The following is a 15,997-nucleotide window of genomic DNA, read 5'->3' on the forward strand; positions in this document are numbered from 1 at the left end:
CCGCCCGCCCGCCGCCCGGCGGGTGCTACTGGCGGATCGCCCAGCCCCGCTCCCGGAGTGCCGCGGTGAGCACCGGGGCCGTGCTGGGTTCCACCATGAGCTGCACCAGACCGGCCTGCTGCCCGGTCGCGTGCTCGATGCGCACGTCCTCGATGTTGACGCCCGCCCGTCCCGCGTCGGCGAAGATGCGGGCCAGCTGGCCCGGCTGGTCGTCGATGAGCACCGCCACGACCTCGTAGACGCGCGGCGCGGAGCCGTGCTTGCCGGGGACCCGGACCTGGCCGGCGTTGCCTCGGCGCAGCACGCCCTCGATGCCGGTGCCGCCCTCGCGGCGCTTGTCCTCGTCGGAGGACTCCAGCGCGCGCAGGGCCCGCACCGTCTCCTCCAGGTCGGCGGCGACGTCGGTGAGCAGGTCGGCGACCGGTCCGGGATTCGCGGAGAGGATGTCGATCCACATCCGGGGGTCCGAGGCGGCGATCCGGGTCACGTCCCGGATTCCCTGCCCGCACAGCCGTACGGCGGCCTCCTCGGCGTGCTCCAGGCGGGCGGCGACCATGCTGGACACCAGGTGCGGCATGTGGGAGACGAGGGCCACGGCACGGTCGTGGGCGTCGGCGTCCATGACGACCGGCACGGCCCTGCAGTGCGAGACCAGTTCGAGGGCGAGGTTCAGCACCTCGGTGTCGGTGTCCCGGGTGGGGGTGAGCACCCACGGGCGGCCCTCGAAGAGATCCGCGCCGGCGGCCAGCGGGCCGGACTTCTCCCGGCCGGACATGGGATGGGTACCGAGGTACGCCGACAGGTCGAGCCCCCGCTGCTCGAGCTCACGGCGCGGACCGCCCTTCACACTGGCGACATCGATGTAACCGCGCGCCGCACCACGGCTCATGGCCTCGGCGAGGGCTTCGGCCACATGGGCGGGCGGGGCGGCGACGATCGCCAGGTCCACCGGCCCCTCCGGCTCCCGGTCGGTGCCGGCGCCGAGTGCGGCGGCCGTACGGGCCTGCTCCGGGTCGTGGTCGACGAGATGGACGACGACGCCCCTCCGGGACAGGGCGAGGGCGGCGGACGTGCCGATCAGCCCGGTGCCGATGACGAGTGCGGTCCTCACTGTGCGATGTCCTTGCGCAGGGCCGCCGCGGCACCGAGGTACACATGGGCGATGTCGGCACGCGGCAGGTCGGACTCGACGTGCGCGAGGATGCGGACGACGCGGGGCATGGCGCCCTCGATGTCCAGTTCCTGGGCGCAGATCAGGGGGACGTCGACGATGCCGAGCTTGCGGGCGGCAGCTGCCGGGAAATCGGAGTGCAGGTCGGGCGTGGCCGTGAACCAGATACTGATCAGGTCGTCCGCGGCCAGACCGTTGCGCTGCAGAACAGCGGTGAGCAGGGCGCCGACCTGCTCCTCCATGTGGTCGGACTCGTCCCGCTCGAGCTGGACGGCGCCCCGGACCGCTCGTACCGCCACGACGATGCTCCTTGCTGGTGCGCTGATGTACGGGTGTGCCGGCGTGTTCACTCGCCGGCCTGCCGACGTGGGTGTCGGTCGTCCAGCCTAGTCAGAACGGGCGCGGCCGGTGCCCGGTGCCCGCCCGCCGAGACGGACGGCGCGTCCGGTGGCAGACCGCCGGGTCCCCTCCGCCTCGCCCGCGGTTCTCTCCCCCGAAATGACGACACACCCCTTCCTGCGACGCGACGCACGGTCCTTCTCGCGACAGGCGCGACGGCACTGGCCGTCGGCTGCGGCGGGGTCGGGAACGACGAGGGTTCCTCGCCGGGCTCCGCCACGGACACCGCCGCGCCCGACGCGTCGGCAGGCCGGGAGCCGGCCTCGACCGGCGACATCCCGGTAGGTGGAGGGGTGATCCTCAAGGAGGAGAAAGCCGTGGTGAAGCAGCCGGAGCAGGGTGACTTCAGGGCGTTCTCGGCGATCTGCGCCCACCAGCGCTGCCTCCTGGCGAACGTCTCGGGCGGCACCGTCAACCACGCCTGTCACGACAGCCGGTTCCGGATCACCGGTGGACCGGGGCCCGGCGACCGGTCCACTGCCTCCGGAGCAGATCACGGTGGAGGGAAATTCGATTCGTCCGGCGTGAGCCGCCGCCTACGCTCACGGTCATGCACCCCGAGCACCTGGTCCGCGACCACACCGTCTACGCCTGCGTCATGGGGTCGCGTGCCTTCGGTCTGGCCACGGAGGGCAGCGACACCGACCGCCGGGGCGTCTTCCTCGCCCCCACTCCCCTGTTCTGGCGCTTCGAGAAGCCGCCGACCCATGTTGAGGGACCGGCCGAGGAGCAGTTCAGCTGGGAGCTGGAACGCTTCTGCGAGCTGGCCCTGCGGGCCGACCCCAACATCTTGGAGTGCCTGCACTCGCCGCTCGTGGAGCACGCCGACGACACCGGACGCGAGCTGCTCGCCCTGCGCGGCGCGTTCCTCTCCCGCCGGGTCCACGAGACGTTCACCAGGTACGCCTACGGCCAACGCCGCAGACTGGAGGCCGACGTCCGCGCCCACGGGGCACCCCGCTGGAAGCACGCCGTGCACCTGCTCCGTCTCCTGGCCTCCGCCCGCGACGTGCTGCGCACGGGCACCCTCACGATCGACGTGGGCGAGGAGCGCGAGACGCTGCTCGCGGTGAAGCGGGGCGAGGTCGCCTGGTCCGAGGTCCGGGCACGGATGACGCGCCTGGAGCGGGAGGCCGGGGAGGCCGCCCGCTCCAGCCCGCTCCCCGCGGAACCGGACCGCCGACGGGTGGAGGACTTCCTCGTCCGCACCCGCCGTGCCTCGGCCCTCCGGGCGGGTTAGGGACGGGCGTCCCAGAGCGCCCCCAGCGCCAGCAGCTCGTCCCGGTACTCGATGCGGCCGGTCCAGGCGTCCGGCCAGGCGTCCGCGCCCAGGTGGGCACCGGCGAAGGCGCCCGTCAGGCAGGCGATCGAGTCGGAGTCGCCCGCGGTGCAGGCGGCGCGGCGCAGGGCGGTGAGCGGTTCGTCGACGAAGAGCAGGAAGCAGAGCAGGCCGGTCGCCAGGGCCTCCTCCGCGATCCAGCCCTCCCCCGTCGCCAGGCACGGGTCGGTCTCCGGCGAGACGGTGCGCACGGCGCGCTGGAGGCGTTCCAGGATGTCCAGGCACTCGTCCCAGCCGCGGGTGATGAAGTGCTCGGGGGTGGGGTCCTGGGCGCGGGTCCACAGGTCGCCGAGCCAGAACTCGTGGTAGCGGGTGCGGTTCTCGTAGGCGTAGGAACGCAACAGGCCGATCAGACCGGTGGGTTCGGCTCCCTCGGCGAGCAACCGTACGGCGTGCGCGGTGAGGTCGGAGGCGGCGAGCGCGGTGGGGTGCCCGTGGGTGAGGGCCGACTGCAACTGGGCGGCACCCGCGCGCTGTTCGTCGCTCAGCCCGGGGGCCAGGCCTATGGGCGCGACCCGCATGTTGGCGCCGCAGCCCTTGGAGCCGACCTGGGAGGCGTCCTGCCAGGGCCGGTCCTCGCGGGTCAGCAGGTGGCAGGCCTTGAGGCAGGTGTTGCCGGGGGCGCGGTTGTTCTCGGGCGAGCGGTACCACTCCACGAACTCCTCGCGCACCGGACGCTCCAGTCGCTTCGGGGTGAGCACGCCCCGGTCCATCGCCGTCCGCAGGCCCCTCCCCAGAGCGAGGGTCATCTGGGTGTCGTCGGTGACGATCGCCGGCTTCGGCAGGTCCGTCCCCCGCCAGGGACCGAACTCGGCGAGGATCGACGGGACGTCGTTGAACTCGGTCGGGAAGCCCAGCGCGTCCCCCAGGGCGAGTCCGGTGAGCGCGCCTGTCGCGGCGCGCTTGGTGACGGTGGTCGTGGTCATGCGGGGCGTCCTTCCGGAGTCGGCCGGAGCAGCGGTGGGTGGAGGGTGGCGGCGGTGCCCGCGCGGTACAGCGCGGCGGGCTTGCCCCGGCCGCCGGTGAGGCGCGCGGCGCCCGGGGCGGCCTCGACGAAGCCCGGGGTGGCGAGCACCTTGCGCCGGAAGTTGGGCCGGTCGAGCGCGGTGCCCCACACGGTCTCGTAGACCTGCTGAAGCTCCCCGAGGGTGAACTCGGGCGGGCAGAAGGCGGTGGCGAGGCAGGTGTACTCGAGCTTGGCGCCGACGCGTTCCCGGGCGTCGGCCAGGATCCGGTCGTGGTCGAAGGCGAGCTTGCGCGCACAGTCGCACGGCGTCCAGCGGGCCTGTGCCGCATCGCTGCCGCCGTGCGCCTCGGGAGCGTGGGGCAGCAGCGCGGCGAAGGCCACGGACACGACGCGCATCCGCGGGTCCCGACCGGGTTCGCTGTAGGTCCGCAGCTGCTCCAGATGCAGCCCGGACACGTCCGTCAGCCCGGTCTCCTCGCCCAGCTCGCGCCGCGCGGCGCTCTCCGCGGACTCGTCCGGCTGGACGAAGCCTCCCGGCAGCGCCCACCGGCCGGCGTACGGCTCCTGGCCGCGTTCGACGAGCAGCACGTGCAGCGCGCTCCCGCGGATCGTGAACACGGCGAGGTCGACGGTGACGGCGAAGGGTTCGAAGGCGTACTTGTCGTAGCCGTCCATGACCTGCACCCCCTTTTATAGTCAGGACGACTATAAAAGGGGGTGCAGGTCGGCGACAAGCCCTTAGAGCTCGACCTCCTGCATCAGCATGCCGACCTCGGTGTTCGACAGCCGGCGCAGCCAGCCCGACTTCTGGTCGCCCAGGGCGATCGGCCCGAACCCCGTGCGCACCAGCTTGTCGACCGGGAAGCCGGCCTCCGCGAGCATGCGGCGCACGATGTGCTTGCGGCCCTCGTGCAGGGTCACCTCGACGAGGTAGTTCTTGCCGGTCTGCTCGACGATGCGGAAGTGGTCCGCACGCGAGTAACCGTCCTCCAGCTGGATGCCGTCCTTCAGCCGCTTGCCCAGGTCGCGCGGGACCGGTCCGACGATGTGCGCGAGGTAGGTCTTCTTCACCCCGTACCTCGGATGGGTCAGTCGGTGTGCCAGCTCACCGTGGTTGGTGAGCAGGATGACGCCCTCGGTCTCGGTGTCGAGCCGGCCGACGTGGAACAGCCGGGTCTCGCGGTTGGTGACGTAGTCGCCGAGGCACTGGCGCCCATCGGGGTCCTCCATGGTGGAGACGACACCGGCCGGCTTGTTCAGCGAGAAGAACTGGTAGGACTGGGTGGCGACGGTCAGCCCGTCCACCTTGACCTCGTCCTTCTCGGGGTCGACCCGGCGGCCCTGCTCCAGCACGATCTCGCCGTTGACCTCGACCCGCGCCTGCTCGATCAGGTCCTCGCAGGCGCGCCGGGAGCCGTACCCCGCGCGGGCGAGCACCTTCTGCAGCCGCTCGCCCTCCTGCTCGGCGCCCGGGAAGGTCTTCGGGAGCTTCACGTCCTTCTTGCCCGCGTACCGGTCGCGGTTGCGCTCCTCGATCCGCGTCTCGTACTCACGCGAACGCCCGGGGACGGTACGGCCGCCCCGGCCTCCGCCCTTCTGGGACGACGGCTTGGCGCCGCCACGACCGGACTTGGGGCCTTCCTTGGTGCCCCCGGGGCCCACGTCGTAGCGGCGCTCCTCGGGGCGCGGCTTGCCGGGGCGGCCCTGCCCCTGCCTCTGGTCCCTGTTGCCGCCTGCACCGCGGGGGTTACCGCGTCCGCCGCTCTTGCCGCTGCCGCTGCTTCGCATCACAATTCCGTGTTCGTAGGAGGACCGCCGTCCGGGTCCGGGGCGTCCGGATCGAACGACGGTACGGCTTCCTGGGTCTCGGCCTCGATCGCCTCCGCCTCCGGGAGGAAGGGCGCGAGCTCCGGGAGCTCGTCCAGACCGCGCAGGCCCATCCGCTCCAGGAAGTAGTTCGTCGTCGTGTACAGGATCGCACCTGTTTCGGGTTCCGTGCCCGCCTCCTCGACCAGACCGCGCTGCAGCAGGGTGCGCATGACCCCGTCGCAGTTCACTCCGCGTACGGCGGAGACCCTGCTGCGGCTGACCGGCTGACGGTAGGCGACCACGGCGAGGGTCTCCAGGGCGGCCTGGGTGAGCCGGGCCTGCTGGCCGTCCAGGACGAAGCCCTCGACGGCCGCGGCGTACTCGGGGCGGCTGTAGAAGCGCCAGCCGCCGGCGACGAGCCGCAGCTCGAAGCCGCGCCCCTGCACGGTGTACTCGTCGGCCAACGCGTGCAACGCGTCCGCGACCTGGCGTCTCGGCCGTTCCAGTGTCTTCGCCAGGTGCTCCTCGGTCACGGGCTCGTCCACGACCATGAGGACCGCTTCCAGGGCGGGCTTGAGGTCGAGGTCCGCGACGGTGCGCAGCCCCGCGGGAACGTCGGTCGTGTCCTCGCTCACGCCTTCTCCTCCTCCGGCCGCTCCCTCGGCTGCTCGGGCGGCCGGTCGAACTCGTCGGTGACGGTGGGGGCGACGTCCCCGTCACCGCCGGTCCAGCGCACGGTCAGCTCGGCGAGCGCGGTCTCCTGCTCGAGGGCGACGGCCTTCTCCCGGTACAGCTCCAGGAGCGCGAGGAAGCGGGCGACGACGGTCAGCGTGTCGTCTGTGTCCTCGATCAGCTTCCGGAAACTGACCTCGCCGAGTTCCTTCAGCCGCGCGACGACGATCCCGGCCTGTTCCTGCACGCTGACCAGCGGCGCGTGGATGTGGTCGACGTACACCTGCGGCCTGGGCTTGGGCTGCATCGCCTTGACGGCGAGCCTGGCGAACCCCTCCGCGCCGATGTTGATGACGACCTCGGGCAGCAGTTGGGCGTGGTGCGGCTCGAGCCCCACGGTCCGGGGGTGGCGCCGGGCTTCCTGGTCGAGCCGCCCGTCGAAGATCTCCGCGATCCGTTTGTACGCCCGGTACTGGAGCAGGCGGGCGAACAGCAGGTCCCGGGCCTCCAGCAGGGCGAGGTCCGCCTCGTCCTCCACCTCGGCGGCGGGCAGCAGGCGCGCCGCCTTGAGATCGAGCAGGGTGGCCGCCACGACCAGGAACTCGGTCGTCTCGTCCAGGTCCCAGTCCGGCCCCAGCGCCCGGATGTACGTCATGAACTCGTCGGTCACCCTGGACAGCGCGACCTCGGTGACGTCCAGCTTGTGCTTCGAGATCAGCTGAAGCAGCAGGTCGAACGGTCCCTCGAAGTTCGACAGCCGGACCTTGAACCTGCCGTCGCCCTCCTCGGCGCCTTCGGTGCCTCCGGCACCCTCAGCCTCCTCGGTCCCCTCACCCGCCTCGGGACCCCCAGGTGCCGGCTCGGGCAGCCGCCCGACGTCCGGTACGTCCTCCAGGGCCGCCGGAGCGGGGGCGGAAGCCGGAACAGGAGCCTCAATGGGAGGCACGGTCCTCGGTCCCGGTCCCTCAGCCCCCGCCTCCGCGGGTGGTGTCACCGGCGGCGCGGCCCCCGGCCCCCGCCCCAGCGCGCGCCGGCGGCCGGGCCGCGGGCCGTGGCCGATGGCGGGGGTGTCGTTCGAGGTCATGGCCTCCGCAGGCTACCGCTACCGCCCCCGCAGGCGCCGTACGAGGATGCTGGCGTCTCCGCGGGACTCCAGGTCGGCGAGGACCACGGCGACCGCCTCGCGGACGATCCGGCCCCGGTCGACGGCCAGTCCGTGCTCGCCCCGGAGCACCAGACGGGCGTGCTCGAGGTCCATGAGCTCCTCGGCGGACACGTACACCGTGATCTTCTCGTCGTGCCGCTCACGTCCACTGGGCCGTCGCGCCGTCGTCCTTGCGCGCTTGCGCGGGGCCGCCTCGGCGGCCGTACCGGCGGAACCGGCCGGACCTGCGGAACCCGTCGCCTCCTGCTGTGCCCCCCGCCGTCGCGCGGCACGCTCCGGCGCGGCGCGACTGCGGGACTCGCCGGCTCCGGCCGGGTCGGCGTCCGCGGCGACGTGCTCGGCACCCTCGCCGTCGCCGCCCTGCGCGGGCACCGACTGCGGAGTGTCGTCCTGGGCCGCGGCCGCGCCGCCCTCCCCCGCGGGAGCGGGGACCCGGGCCTCGCCGCCCGCCTGGCGCCTCGGCGTGGACGCCTGGAGCGCCGTCCCCCCTGTCGTACGGAAGAGTTCGTCGGCCCCCGGCAGACTCACTCGGCGTGACACCGGGCGAGCACCTCCCTGGCAAGCTGGCGATAGGCGGCGGCACCGACGGAGTTGGACGCGTACGTGGTGATCGGCTCACCGGCGACGGTCGTCTCCGGGAAGCGGACCGTACGCCCGATGACCGTGTGGTAGACGTGGTCGTCGAACGCCTCGACGACGCGCGCGAGCACCTCACGACTGTGCACCGTGCGCGAGTCGTACATCGTGGCGAGGATCCCGTCGAGTTCCAGCTCGGGGTTGAGCCGTTCCTGGACCTTCTCGATGGTCTCGGTGAGCAGCGCCACACCCCGCAGGGCGAAGAACTCGCACTCCAGCGGCACGATCACCTTGTGCGCGGCCGTCAGCGCGTTGACCGTGAGCAGGCCGAGCGAGGGCTGGCAGTCGATCACGATGTAGTCGTAGTCGTCCATGAGCGGCTTCAGCGCGCGCTGCAGCGTCGACTCGCGGGCGACCTCGGAGACGAGTTGGACCTCGGCCGCCGACAGGTCGATGTTGCTGGGCAGCAGGTCCATGTTGGGGACCGCCGTCTTCAGCAGCACCTCGTCGGCCGCCATGCCCCGCTCCATGAGCAGGTTGTAGACGGTGAGGTCGAGTTCCATCGGGTTGACGCCGAGTCCGACCGACAGCGCGCCCTGCGGGTCGAAGTCGACGAGCAGCACCCGGCGGCCGTACTCGGCGAGCGCGGCACCCAGGTTGATGGTCGACGTCGTCTTGCCGACGCCGCCCTTCTGGTTGCACATCGCGATGATCTTCGCGGGGCCGTGGTCGGTCAGCGGGCCCGGGATCGGGAAGTACGGCAGCGGGCGGCCGGTCGGGCCGACGCGCTCACGGCGCTGGCGGGCAGCGTCGGGCGCGAGGGTGGCCGCGTACTCGGGATCCGGCTCGTACTCGGCGTCGGGGTCGTAGAAATGCCCCTCGGGCAGTTCGTCGTAGTCGGCGAGTTGGTTGTGGGGCGCGCCACTTCCGTCGCCGGCCATGGCGTTCACGTGATGGCCATCCATGCTCGGGTGTGCAGTGAGAGTCGCCTGCTGACTCTGTTGGGCTGCGAAGGTGTGCACGGCGACGGAGCCGACAGCAGCGAACCCCGCGGGACCCCGGTCCCGTGCAGGCATTCCTGGTTGACCACCCCCGGGAGTAAATGTCGACTCATTCACAAGTCGTCTTACCTCCTTGGTGACCAGGAAACTTCTAGACAGGTCAGCGTGGCATCATGCCGACGGTTGGCGACTCTATGGCGTGTCGGCGGTCCGCAGCAACACAATCCACCGGACCCGGCCCGATGTGTCGACAATGGAACATCCCTCTGTCAAGGGCGTACGACCGTCGCACGGCAGGTTTCACCGGTGTGCGAATCGGTGGAAGCGTTACGTTCGAGGCGAGTTGTCCTGGATCCGTGAAGTGACCATACACACATCTTGCCGGACCTGGCGGGCAAGGCCGAGCCAAGTCGGCCGCGTTGACGAAGGAAGACGGGGTCCCCCCGATCGAGCGAAGTCGAGATCGGGGGAGTATCGCCTTTGCCGGTCAGTGACTTAGTCGACTTGACGCCCGGAGGTCACCTGCCGCCGCCTCCCGCGGGTTCGGTCGAGCAGCGCGGCGACCTCCACGTGGGCCAGGCCGTGGGCTTCGGCGACCTCCTGGTACACGACCTTGCCGTCATGCGTGTTGAGGCCCTTGGCGAGCGCGGGGTCGTGGCGCAGCGCCTCCGCCCAGCCGCGGTCGGCGAGTTCGACGACATAGGGCAGCGTGGCGTTGGTGAGGGCGTAGGTGGAGGTGTTGGGCACCGCGCCGGGCATGTTGGCGACGCAGTAGAAGACCGATCCGTGGACCGTGAAGGTCGGCTCGGTGTGCGTGGTCGGGCGGGAGTCCTCGAAGCAGCCGCCCTGATCGATCGCGATGTCGACAAGGACACTTCCGGCCTTCATCCGTGAGACGAGGTCGTTGGTGACCAGCTTCGGCGCCTTGGCGCCGGGAATCAGCACCGCGCCGATCACCAGGTCGGCCTCCAGACAGGCCTTCTCCAGCTGGAAGGCGTTGGAGACGACGGTCTGGATCCTCGTGCCGAAGGCCCGGTCGGCCTCACGGAGTTTGTTGATGTCCTTGTCGAGCAGGGTCACGTGGAACCCCATGCCGACGGCGATCTGCGCGGCGCTCCAGCCGGAGACTCCTCCGCCGATGACGACGGCCCGGGCGGCCGGCACCCCGGGGACACCGCCGGGCAGCACGCCGCGGCCGCCGCCGGCCCGCATCAGGTGGTAGGCGCCGACCTGGGCGGACAGTCGCCCTGCGACCTCGGACATGGGCGCGAGCAGCGGCAACGTGCGGCCGGGCAGCTCGACCGTCTCGTAGGCGATCGCGGTGGTGCCGGACGCCAGCAGCGCGTCCGTGCACTCCCGGGAGGCGGCCAGGTGCAGGTAGGTGAAGAGCGTCTGGTCCTTGCGCAGCCGGTGGTACTCCGCGGCGACCGGCTCCTTGACCTTCAGCAGCAGGTCGGCGGCGGCCCAGACCTCGTCGGCGGTGTCCAGTGTCTGCCCTCCCGCGGCGATGTACTCCCCGTCCGGGATCGAGGAGCCGACGCCTGCACCGCGCTCGATGACGACCTGGTGGCCGCGGCGCACCAGCTCGTGCACGCCTGCGGGGGTGATGGCCACCCGGAACTCGTTGTCCTTGACCTCGCGGGGGATGCCGACCTTCACATCGATCACGGTCCTCGGTTCGCAGGGCATGAAGTATCACTACCCATACCCGGGCACACGGGCGCACGCTGGGAGACCGCTGAAGACAACGCCGCAGCGCCATCTCGACGAAGGCTCTACCACTGTCCGGCCTTGCGAAGCATCAGCCTTCCGCAGGGACACCACGGATCTCGCAGGCGTCGCCTCCTTGTTCCAGGCCGATGCCGGATGCCTGGGACGCCTCGGCCTCCTCCTGCAGCATCCGCTCGGCCGTTTCCCGGTGCAGCGCGGCCGACGCGGGGTCGCCGAGGCGCTCGAAGGTGTCGGCGAGTCGCAGGTGCAGCGCCGCCTGCAGCCGGGTGTCCTCGGCCCGCCGGGCCCACTCCACCGCCTCCCGGCAGGTGCGCAGCGACTCCTCGGGCCGGCCCGCGTACTCCTGGACCCGGGCCAGTTCGCTCAGCGCCCGCGCCTGGGCGGCCACATCACCGCTCTTGCGGTACCCGGCGATCGCCGCCCGCCAGTTCCGCAGCGCCTCGCCGTAGCGGCCGACGTAGGTGTGGGCGGCGGCGATCCGGCCGTAGAGGCGGGCGGCGTCCGCGCGTTCCTCCCTGGCGAGCCGCTCGGCGAGGGCCCGTCCGAACCAGTCGGCGGCCCGGTCGAAGTCCCCGAGCTCCAGATGGGCGCCTCCCACGGATTCCATCGCGCGGCCGGTCGCGTACGGGTCGTTCGCCGCGCGGCCGGCGTCCAGCGCGGCCCGGTAGCGCGCCAGCGCGTCGGCCGTGCGGCCGCTCCGGGCGTCGAGGTCGCCGAGGTTCAGCAGGGCCGCGGCCTTCTCACGGGGCAGTTCCCGGCGCTCGGCCACGTCGAGGACGAGGTGGTGGATGCCGTACAGGTCGCTCGCGGCGGCCTGGGTGCCGAAGTGGGCCACCATGGCACGCACCAGCTGCGACATCAGGCGGCGGGCCAGGGTGTCCAGCGTCCCGTCGGCGACCGCGAGCCGGGCCGAGGCCAGCAGGGCGGGCCTGCGGGCACGCAGCCAGTCGGCGGCGTCCCGGGGGGTGGCGAAGCGCAGGGAGCGCGGCGTCCCGAGCAGTCTCTCGCGTGCCTGAGGGCTGTCGGTCTCGGTGATGGCCCTGCACGACTGGAGCAGCCGCACGGTCCGCTCCAGCATGCGGGCGCGGGCCAGCTGGAGCTCCCCCGGCCGTTCGTGGGTCTCGGCGAGACCGCGCAGCAGGGGGTGCAGACAGCAGGGCACCTCGTACTGCGGCAGCGACGCCCCCGCCGGGTGCAGCAGGCCCACGGAGACGAAGTCGTCCAGGGTGGAGCGTGCGCTGCCCACCGAGCAGCCGGCGAGCGCGGAGGCGGTGTGCGGGTCGACCAGGCCGGCCGGGGCGAGGCTCAGCAGGCGCAGGATCCGGGCGGCGGGTGCGGGCAGTTCGGCGTGCACCAGGTGGAGGACACGGCTGACCGCGGTGCCCGCGGTGCCGTTGTCGGGGTCGGCGTGCAGCTGCCTGGCGAGGTCGGCGACGGCGGCCTTGGGCCGGGCGGCGAGCCAGCCGCCGGCCAGTACCAGGGCGGCCGGCTGTCCCTGGCACTGTTCGGCCAGGGCCTCCGCGGCCCGGGGGTCGACGGTGATGCGGACCGAGCCGGTGGACCGGGACAGCAGTTCCACGGCGGACTTGGTGTCGAGGCCGCCGAGGGTGCACGGGCGGACGTCGGAGATGCCGGTCAGCGGACCCTCCGAGACGGCGACCACCAGGCAGTCGGGGCTGTCCGGCAGCAGGGCGTCGACCTGCTCGGCGTCGACCGCGTCGTCCAGCAGGAGCAGGATCCGACGGCCGGCGAGGGCGGCCCGCAGCGCCTCGACGAGATCGTCCTCGGCGGCGCCGGCCGGGGCGGGCGCGGCGAGCGCGTCGAGCAGTTCGCGCGCGGAGCGCTCGACGGGCACGCGCGTGCCGTCGGTTTCGCTCAGTCGGGCGCGCAGTACCCCGTCGGGGTACCGGTCGGCGACCTGGCGCACGAGTTCCTCGCCGAGAGCCGTACGGCCCGAGCCCGGCCGGCCGGCGATGAGCAGCACGCGCGCGCGGGGAGCCTTGCGGCCGGAGAGGGTGTCCAGTCCCGCGCGCTCGATGTCGGCGCGCAGCTCCTTCAACTCCCTGGTACGGCCCAGGAATCGGTCACCCACGGTAACGCCCTGGGAAAGCCGTGCACCGTCCGTGTCCACCGCCTGATCCGTCACGGGCCACACTCCCGTCCCACCGCACGCGCAAGCCCGCCGGGACTCCGGATCGGGCGTTTTCCAGAGCCTAGTTCACGCTCTGCTACGTTCCGTGTGGAGCGTGGCGAACGCGTCCCCCGATCGGATCAGCCGATGGTCACATTGCAAAGTGCGGGGTGACCGGACGGTTCAGGCCTCGAACGGGCGCGCCGGCCACGGCGCCTCGGCGGGGCGCAGCGCGTCGAGCCCGTCCCCGCCCCGTGCGGCGACGAGCGAGAGGACGCCCACCACCAGGCAGTTGTTGTGCAGTTCACCGGCCAGCACCTTGCGGACCAGGTCCGCGGCGGGCACCCGGGCCAGTTCCATGTCGGCCTCTTCGTCCTCGACCTCGAAGCGGTCGCCCTCGGCCTCGGACAGTCCACGGGCCAGGAAGATCCGTACGGCCTCGTCGCAGCCGCCGGGGGTGGTGTAGACGTCGGTCAGCACCCGCCAGTCCTCAGCCTTGACGTGCGCCTCCTCGTAGAGCTCCCGCTGGGCGGCGCGCAGCGGGTTCTCGCCGGGCACGTCGAGCAGGCCGGCCGGGATCTCCCACAGCTTGTGGCGCACGGGGTGGCGGTACTGGCGCAGGACCAGGACGCGATCGGCGTCGTCGAGGGCGAGGACGGCCACGGAGCCCGGGTGGACCTGGTAGTCGCGGTGCGCCACGGTCCCGTCGGGCATGACCACGTCGTCGGTGCGGACGGAGGTCTTGTTGCCGACGAAGGGGGTCCGGGTCGCCCGGATCTCCCACTCCTCCGGGGTGTCCTTGATCGTCATGCCCGTCCTTCCCGACGTCCAGGGGTCGTGCGATTGCAGTGGGTGAGAAAAGCGGCCGGGGTGCTCACCTTTGGAGGTTCGCACCCCGGCAACCGTACAACCGGTGTGTTACTTCGAGATCTTCCGCTCGACGGCGGCCTTGACGAGACCCGCGAACAGGGGGTGCGGACGCGTCGGACGCGACCGCAGTTCCGGGTGCGCCTGGGTCGCGACCAGGTACGGGTGGACCTCACGCGGGTATTCGACGTACTCGACGAGCTTGCCGTCCGGGGAGGTGCCGGAGAAGACGATCCCCGCCTTCTTCTCCAGCTCCGCGCGGTAGGCGTTGTTCACCTCGTAGCGGTGCCGGTGACGCTCCTCGACGTACTCCTTGCCGTCGTACACCTCGCGCACGATCGAGCCCTCGGCCAGCTTCGCCGGGTACATGCCGAGCCGCATCGTGCCGCCCAGATCGCCCTCACCTGCGACGATGTCGAGCTGCTCGGCCATGGTGGAGATGACCGGGTGGGAGGTGGCCGGGTCGAACTCGGTGGAGTTGGCGTCGGAGACGTCCGCCAGGTTGCGGGCCGCCTCGATCACGATGCACTGCAGCCCCAGGCAGAGACCGAGCAGCGGAATCCGGTTCTCGCGCGCGTAGCGGATCGCGCCGACCTTGCCGAGCACACCGCGGTCCCCGAAGCCGCCGGGGATGCAGATCGCGTCGACGTCACCGAGCTGCGCCTGGGCGCCGGCCGGGGTCTTGCAGTCGTCGGAGGCGACCCACTTGATCTTCACCCGGGCCTTGTTGGCGAAGCCGCCCGCGCGCAGCGCCTCGGTGACCGACAGGTAGGCGTCGGGCAGGTCGATGTACTTGCCGACCAGGGCCATGACGATCTCGTGGTCGGGGTTGTGGACCCGGTCGAGCAGGTCGTCCCAGGTCGTCCAGTCCACGTCCCGGAACGGCAGGTCCAGCTTGCGCACGACGTAGGCGTCCAGGCCCTCGGCGTGCACGACCTTCGGGATGTCGTAGATCGAACGGGCGTCGGGGCATGCGACCACGGCGGCCTCGTCGACGTCGCACATCAGCGAGATCTTCCGCTTGATCGCGGTCGGCACCTCGCGGTCGCAGCGCAGCACGATCGCGTCCGGCTGGATGCCGATGTTGCGCAGCGCGGCCACCGAGTGCTGGGTCGGCTTCGTCTTCAGCTCACCCGAGGGGCCGATGTACGGCAGGAGCGAGATGTGGACGACGAACACGTTGTCGCGGCCGACCTCGTGCCGCACCTGGCGGACGGTCTCCAGGAACGGCAGCGACTCGATGTCGCCGACCGTGCCGCCGACCTCGGTGATCACGACGTCGACCTCGTCCGTCGCCATCCGGCGGATGCGGTGCTTGATCTCGTTGGTGATGTGCGGGATGACCTGCACGGTGTCGCCCAGGTACTCGCCGCGCCGCTCCTTGGCGATCACCGTCGAGTAAACCTGGCCCGTGGTGACATTGGCGGAGCCGTCCAGGTCGCGGTCGAGGAAACGCTCGTAGTGCCCGATGTCCAGGTCGGTCTCGGCGCCGTCGTTGGTGACGAACACCTCACCGTGCTGGAAGGGGTTCATCGTGCCGGGGTCGACGTTGAGGTACGGGTCGAGCTTCTGCATCACGACACGCAGACCGCGGGCCTTGAGCAGCATGCCGAGGCTGGAGGCGGTCAGGCCCTTGCCGAGAGAGGAAGCGACACCCCCGGTGACGAAGATGTGCTTGGTCGTCGTGGATTTTGGCATGGCCAAGAGGGGGCTCCCGTGGTCGCGGTCTGGGGGTGCGGGGCGGCTGCCTGCCGGAGATCTCCGACGGTGCCGTCGCTGCGGTTCGGGGGTGCCCTGTTCGGATTTCCCCTCCGGGGAAGGGGCCCACCGGTCCACGGGCTACCAGCGTATCAGCGACGCGGGGCGATGCCGTCCGGCCACGCTCCGCGCACGTTCCGGCACAGGTCCGTCACCTCTTGCAAGCCCGTCACCCGCTGCTCACCCGTTCGGCGGTGGTGCGTTGCCCGGAGCGGCACACAGACCCTCTATGTGCGTCGTATCCTGCTCGGACACCCCACTGCCGAGCCCGGCCGGCCGGACGGCACCACCCCCGCCCGTCACACCGGAACAACGAAAGCTCGTCAGTTCGTTGACTAATAATCGACGCTTTGCATTCATGGCTGAGCGACTGCTTTGCTTCGTCGCTCAACGACGCATCACGCGATCCAC

At 71.5% G+C, this 15,997-nt stretch carries 14 protein-coding genes and 1 pseudogene; 2 read left to right on the forward strand and 13 right to left on the reverse strand.

Features of this window, described 5'->3' with window-relative positions:
• Positions 1-25 precede the first annotated feature (25 nt).
• A complete protein-coding gene (locus tag AB0I73_RS18760; RefSeq protein ID WP_363038670.1) occupies positions 26-1,111 on the reverse strand; it encodes a prephenate dehydrogenase in 1,086 nt (361 codons plus the stop codon).
• Positions 1,108-1,470: a chorismate mutase gene (gene aroH, locus AB0I73_RS18765; protein WP_363038672.1), complete on the reverse strand. Its 363-nt coding sequence runs from the start codon at positions 1,468-1,470 to the stop codon at positions 1,108-1,110. The genes AB0I73_RS18760 and aroH overlap by 4 nt, the downstream gene beginning before the upstream one ends.
• Before the next feature lie 261 nt (positions 1,471-1,731).
• Here aroH and AB0I73_RS18770 point away from each other — a divergent pair.
• Together AB0I73_RS18770 and AB0I73_RS18775 are read left to right on the forward strand one after the other, a co-directional pair.
• A pseudogene (locus tag AB0I73_RS18770) lies at positions 1,732-2,098 on the forward strand (Rieske (2Fe-2S) protein).
• A gap of 22 nt (positions 2,099-2,120) precedes the next feature.
• Complete coding sequence (locus AB0I73_RS18775) at positions 2,121-2,810, forward strand: nucleotidyltransferase domain-containing protein (protein ID WP_363038674.1); 690 nt, start codon at positions 2,121-2,123, stop codon at positions 2,808-2,810.
• Here the strand turns inward: AB0I73_RS18775 and AB0I73_RS18780 are convergent.
• From AB0I73_RS18780 to AB0I73_RS18830, 11 genes are all read right to left on the reverse strand, one after another.
• Entirely contained in the window at positions 2,807-3,835 is a 1,029-nt protein-coding gene (locus AB0I73_RS18780) for an ADP-ribosylglycohydrolase family protein (protein ID WP_363038676.1), read from the reverse strand. The two genes, AB0I73_RS18775 and AB0I73_RS18780, sit on opposite strands and share 4 nt — an antisense overlap.
• Positions 3,832-4,551 carry an NUDIX domain-containing protein gene (locus AB0I73_RS18785; protein ID WP_363038678.1) on the reverse strand — a complete coding sequence of 240 codons (720 nt, stop codon included), beginning with the start codon at positions 4,549-4,551 and terminating at the stop codon, positions 3,832-3,834. Before AB0I73_RS18785 ends, AB0I73_RS18780 begins: the two co-directional genes overlap by 4 nt.
• Before the next feature lie 63 nt (positions 4,552-4,614).
• A complete protein-coding gene (locus AB0I73_RS18790; protein WP_363038680.1) occupies positions 4,615-5,664 on the reverse strand; it encodes a pseudouridine synthase in 1,050 nt (349 codons plus the stop codon).
• The gene (gene scpB / locus AB0I73_RS18795; protein WP_109382589.1) at positions 5,664-6,320 is read right to left on the reverse strand and encodes an SMC-Scp complex subunit ScpB; all 657 of its coding nucleotides are present in this window, start codon (positions 6,318-6,320) and stop codon (positions 5,664-5,666) included. Before scpB ends, AB0I73_RS18790 begins: the two co-directional genes overlap by 1 nt.
• A complete protein-coding gene (locus AB0I73_RS18800) occupies positions 6,317-7,441 on the reverse strand; it encodes a segregation/condensation protein A (protein WP_363038682.1) in 1,125 nt (374 codons plus the stop codon). Before AB0I73_RS18800 ends, scpB begins: the two co-directional genes overlap by 4 nt.
• 18 nt (positions 7,442-7,459) lie before the next feature.
• Positions 7,460-8,062: a hypothetical protein gene (locus AB0I73_RS18805; protein WP_363038684.1), complete on the reverse strand. Its 603-nt coding sequence runs from the start codon at positions 8,060-8,062 to the stop codon at positions 7,460-7,462.
• Positions 8,047-9,174, reverse strand: a complete 1,128-nt coding sequence (locus tag AB0I73_RS18810) for a ParA family protein (RefSeq protein ID WP_202280511.1) — start codon at positions 9,172-9,174, stop codon at positions 8,047-8,049. Before AB0I73_RS18810 ends, AB0I73_RS18805 begins: the two co-directional genes overlap by 16 nt.
• 420 nt (positions 9,175-9,594) lie before the next feature.
• Positions 9,595-10,767, reverse strand: coding sequence for an alanine dehydrogenase (gene ald / locus AB0I73_RS18815; RefSeq protein ID WP_363038686.1), 1,173 nt, complete (start codon positions 10,765-10,767; stop codon positions 9,595-9,597).
• Positions 10,768-10,900: 133 nt separating this feature from the next.
• Positions 10,901-12,976 (reverse strand): tetratricopeptide repeat protein, encoded by a 2,076-nt coding sequence (locus AB0I73_RS18820; protein WP_363038688.1) that lies wholly within the window; start codon positions 12,974-12,976, stop codon positions 10,901-10,903.
• A gap of 168 nt (positions 12,977-13,144) precedes the next feature.
• On the reverse strand, positions 13,145-13,771 hold the full coding sequence (locus tag AB0I73_RS18825) for an NUDIX hydrolase (protein ID WP_363038690.1): 627 nt from the start codon (positions 13,769-13,771) through the stop codon (positions 13,145-13,147).
• 108 nt (positions 13,772-13,879) lie between these two features.
• A complete protein-coding gene (locus AB0I73_RS18830; RefSeq protein WP_109382582.1) occupies positions 13,880-15,526 on the reverse strand; it encodes a CTP synthase in 1,647 nt (548 codons plus the stop codon).
• Positions 15,527-15,997: the final 471 nt, after the last annotated feature.

Origin of the sequence: Streptomyces sp. NPDC050388, assembly GCF_040655635.1 — a bacterium.
Classification (GTDB): domain Bacteria; phylum Actinomycetota; class Actinomycetes; order Streptomycetales; family Streptomycetaceae; genus Streptomyces.

Coding starts and splice junctions, on each gene's coding strand:
- AB0I73_RS18775 (WP_363038674.1), top strand. CDS start 2,121: ATGCACCCCGAGCACCTGGTCCGCGACCACACCGTCTACGCCTGCGTC.
- AB0I73_RS18780 (WP_363038676.1), bottom strand. CDS start 3,835: ATGACCACGACCACCGTCACCAAGCGCGCCGCGACAGGCGCGCTCACC.
- AB0I73_RS18785 (WP_363038678.1), bottom strand. CDS start 4,551: ATGGACGGCTACGACAAGTACGCCTTCGAACCCTTCGCCGTCACCGTC.
- AB0I73_RS18790 (WP_363038680.1), bottom strand. CDS start 5,664: ATGCGAAGCAGCGGCAGCGGCAAGAGCGGCGGACGCGGTAACCCCCGC.
- AB0I73_RS18800 (WP_363038682.1), bottom strand. CDS start 7,441: ATGACCTCGAACGACACCCCCGCCATCGGCCACGGCCCGCGGCCCGGC.
- AB0I73_RS18810 (WP_202280511.1), bottom strand. CDS start 9,174: ATGCCTGCACGGGACCGGGGTCCCGCGGGGTTCGCTGCTGTCGGCTCC.
- AB0I73_RS18825 (WP_363038690.1), bottom strand. CDS start 13,771: ATGACGATCAAGGACACCCCGGAGGAGTGGGAGATCCGGGCGACCCGG.
- AB0I73_RS18830 (WP_109382582.1), bottom strand. CDS start 15,526: ATGCCAAAATCCACGACGACCAAGCACATCTTCGTCACCGGGGGTGTC.